This is a genomic window from Pseudomonas sp. Pseusp97, assembly GCF_047304025.1.
GTDB lineage: Bacteria > Pseudomonadota > Gammaproteobacteria > Pseudomonadales > Pseudomonadaceae > Pseudomonas.
Window position 1 is genome coordinate 1 of record NZ_JBGLYK010000363.1, and the last position, 3,358, is coordinate 3,358.

At 67.6% G+C, this 3,358-nt stretch carries 3 protein-coding genes; all 3 read right to left on the reverse strand.

What is annotated here, in order from left to right; translation table 11 throughout:
• Positions 1-368: 368 nt before the first annotated feature.
• Positions 369-992 carry a transcriptional regulator gene (locus tag ACCC94_RS28845; protein WP_259757081.1) on the reverse strand — a complete coding sequence of 208 codons (624 nt, stop codon included), beginning with the start codon at positions 990-992 and terminating at the stop codon, positions 369-371.
• A gap of 79 nt (positions 993-1,071) precedes the next feature.
• On the reverse strand, positions 1,072-2,202 hold the full coding sequence (locus ACCC94_RS28850; protein ID WP_413353007.1) for an NAD(P)/FAD-dependent oxidoreductase: 1,131 nt from the start codon (positions 2,200-2,202) through the stop codon (positions 1,072-1,074).
• A gap of 13 nt (positions 2,203-2,215) precedes the next feature.
• On the reverse strand, positions 2,216-3,163 hold the full coding sequence (locus tag ACCC94_RS28855) for an ornithine cyclodeaminase family protein (protein ID WP_413353008.1): 948 nt from the start codon (positions 3,161-3,163) through the stop codon (positions 2,216-2,218).
• Positions 3,164-3,358: the final 195 nt, after the last annotated feature.

The window sequence follows — 3,358 nt, forward strand, 5'->3', positions numbered from 1 at the left end:
GGCCCATCGCAGCTCTCGCGACATCCATGTCGCTCAACCCCTGAAACTCCGCTTCAACGAGGCCTCCTGAACGGGGCCGTTCGGAGCGCGCGGATATTCCTCTGGAAATCTCTAGGAACCAGAGCCACTGCGTTGGGGGTCTTCGTAGGAGCGGACCTTGTCCGCGAAATACATCGCGGATGAATGCGTTGTTGCCAGGAGGCACGCGGCACCGCGCGTGCGTAGGAGCGGACTCCGTCCGCGATCGGCAACGTGCCGTGCGGTTCGCGAGCAAGCTCGCTCCTACAAGAGACGCGCCGGGCGGTCGGCCAGGGTGTAGGAGCGAGCTTGCTCGCGAACCGAGGTGAAGCAGGGGAGAAGGAACCGGCTCAGACCTCTTCCTTCAACTCCTTCAGGTGCTTGTAAACCGTCGCCCGGCCCATGTTCAGGACGTTGGCCACGTAGTTCGCCGCGCTCTTGCCCTTGAACGCGCCCTCGGCATGCAGGGCCAGCACCAGTTCGCGCTTGTGGTCGCGGCTGAGGGTGGAGAGGCTCAGCTGGCGTTGCTGCAGCCAGCCATGCAGGAAGGTGTTGATGCGCTCCTGCCAGTCGTCGCGGAACAGCGCGTCCGGTTGCGGAATGACCTTGCTGGAGGAGAGGAACAGGTCGAGCGCCGCCTTGGCGGTCTCGAACAGGGTGATGTTGAGGTTGATGCACAGCACCGCCAGCGGCTCGCCCTTCGCATCGCGCAGCACGGTGCTGATGGAGCGGATCTTCTGGCCGTCCCAGTTGAGCTTCTCGTAGGGGCCGATGTTGCGCTCGTCATGGCTGCCTTCGAGCATGTCTTCCAGCGCCGAGTCGTCGCCGATCTCGCGCTTGGAGATGTTGTTCGCCAGATAGGCCACGCGCTGGTTGCGCAGGTCGTGGATGACCACTTCGGCGTGGGGGAAGAACAGCGCGGCGATGGCGTCGGCGATGGCCTTGTAGTTGTCCAGCGGGTCAGCGGCGGTCATGGGCAAGGCTCTCGGGGCGGGTTGTGGCGGGCGCTGGCGAGTTTGCCGCAAGCGCCCGCGGGCTGTCACCGTCTGTGCCCTACAGGCTCAGCAGGCGCGCCGGGGCAAGCATCTCGGCGTTCAGGCCGTGGCGGGTCAGGTGCTCGGGCAACGCTTCATGGCGGATCAGCGCGGCGCTGGCCTCGCCCATCGCCGCCGAGGTCTGGATACCGTAGCCGCCCTGGCCGGCGACCCAGTAAAGGCCCGGTGTGGCGGGATCGTAGCCGGACACCAGGTCGCCGTCGGCGAAGAACGAGCGCAGGCCGGCCCAGGTGTGGCTCGGACGGCGGATGCTCAGCGTGGTGTGCTCTTCGATCTGGTAGATGCCCAGGGCGATGTCCAGCTCCTCGGGCTGCACGTCGTGGGGCTCCACCGGGTCGGCGTTGGCCGGCGAGCCGAGCAGCATGCCGGCGTCGGGCTTGAAGTAGAAGGATTCGTCCAGGCTCACCAGGACCGGCCAGGCGTGGCTGTCCACGCCCTCCGGCGGGCTGAACAGGAAGGCGGCGCGGCGCTTGGGCGTCAGGCCCAGGGGCGCGGCGCCGGCCAGTTCGGCGATCTTGTCGGACCAGCCGCCAGCGGCATTGACCAGCACTGGCGCGCGGTAGGTCTGCTGTGCGCAGCGTACTTGCCAGGCATCGTCGATGCGGCGGATTTCCAGGACTTCGCTGTCCAGCTGCACGCTGCCGCCATTGCGCCGGATGCCGCGCAGGTAGCCCTGCAGCAGGCCGTCGGTGTCGATGTCGGCGGCGCTGGGGTCGAGCATCGCGCCGTGGACTTTCTCGCGGCGCAGCACCGGCACGATGGCGCAGGCTTCATCGGCATCGAGCAGGCGCATTTCCGGCACGCTGGCGAGGGCGCTTTCGTACTGGCGCCGGAGTTCTTCCGGGTTGCCTTCGAAGTCCACGGTCATCTCGCCGCGCGGCGTGAGGATCGGGTGTTCGACGAAGCCCTCGGGCGGGTTGTCGAAGAAGGCGCGGCTGGCGGCGGTCAGGGCGCGCACCTGCGGCGTACCGTAGGCGACGGTGTAGAGCGCTGCCGAGCGGCCGGTGGAGTGGTAGCCGGCATGGGATTCGCGCTCCAGCACGGCGACCTTGCCGTGGCGGGAAAGGAAGTAGCCGGTGGAGGCGCCGGCGATGCCGCCGCCGATGATGAGGAAGTCGACTTCGATCATGTTCGTCTCCGGCTCAGGCGTTCTGGCGTTGCAGGTGATAGAGCGCATTGGCCAGGGCGACGTCTTCCAGGCCCAGGCCGATGGAGCGGAAGAAGGCGTGACGCTGGTACTCCGGCCTGGCGGCGCGGCCGCTGACCAGTTCCGGCAGGTCGCCGCGGATGGCGCCGTCCCAGCCGTGCTCGTCGCGGGCCAGGCGCATCTCGCCGGCGGCGGCCGGGGTGGTGGCGCGGTAGTCGCAGTAGACGTCCATCTGCGCCAGCGACTGCGGCGGCACTTCGTGGGCGCGGGCGACGTTGGTGCTGATGGAGGTGATCAGCGCCGGTTGGGTGAGGATCGCCGGGTCGAGCACCGGCGTGCCGGAGGAGGTACACAGCAGCACCACGTCGGCGTCGGCCACGGCGGCTTCGACGCTGGCGGCCGGTTCGGCGCGGGAATCGATGGCGCCGAACTGGGCCAGTACGCCGGCGTTCAGGTTCGGCGAGTACACGCGGATGCTCTGCCAGTCACGCAGGCCGGCAGCGTAGCGCAGGTGCGCACGGGCCACCGGACCGCTGCCGACTATGGCCAGGCGCTTGGCATCCGGGCGAGCCAGTTCCTGCACGGCCAGGGCGGTAGTGGCGGCGGTGCGGGCGGTGGTCAGGCTGCCGGCGTCGCACAGCAGCAGCGGCTGGCCGCTGTCCATGGACATCAGCAGGCTCCACGCGGTGACCAGCGACTTGGGCTGGCGCACGATGTACGGCGAGGTCTTCACGCCGTAGACCTTCTGCGAAGCCAGCACGCCCAGGTAGTTGATGAAGTCGCCGCCGCCATTGGGGAATTCCACCAGCTGCTGCGCGGGCTGCACGGCGCTGCCGGAGGCCAGTTCGACGAACATGTCGCGCATTGCCTGGAGCACGTCGACCTGTTCCAGCAGGCGTTCGGCTTCAGCCTGATTGAGGGTGAAAGGCGTGGCGGCGGACATGGCGAGACTCCAGATGTGGATTTATTTTTCCATTTTGGACTCGTTTGTCTTGATCGGCAAGGGCAGGTGGACGGGTGGAGGGGCTCTTGTAGGAGCGGGGGTTGATGGGGAACCCCCCCCCGCCCGGCGCCCCCCCCCAGAATGTTAGGGGCGACCAAGCCGCGAAAAAGGGGAATAAAACGGGAGAGTAAAAAA

What these genes read in the sequence shown, in the direction of transcription:
- ACCC94_RS28845 (WP_259757081.1), bottom strand. Translation starts at nt 992, where the DNA reads ATGACCGCCGCTGACCCGCTGGACAACTACAAGGCCATCGCCGACGCC.
- ACCC94_RS28850 (WP_413353007.1), bottom strand. Translation starts at nt 2,202, where the DNA reads ATGATCGAAGTCGACTTCCTCATCATCGGCGGCGGCATCGCCGGCGCC.
- ACCC94_RS28855 (WP_413353008.1), bottom strand. Translation starts at nt 3,163, where the DNA reads ATGTCCGCCGCCACGCCTTTCACCCTCAATCAGGCTGAAGCCGAACGC.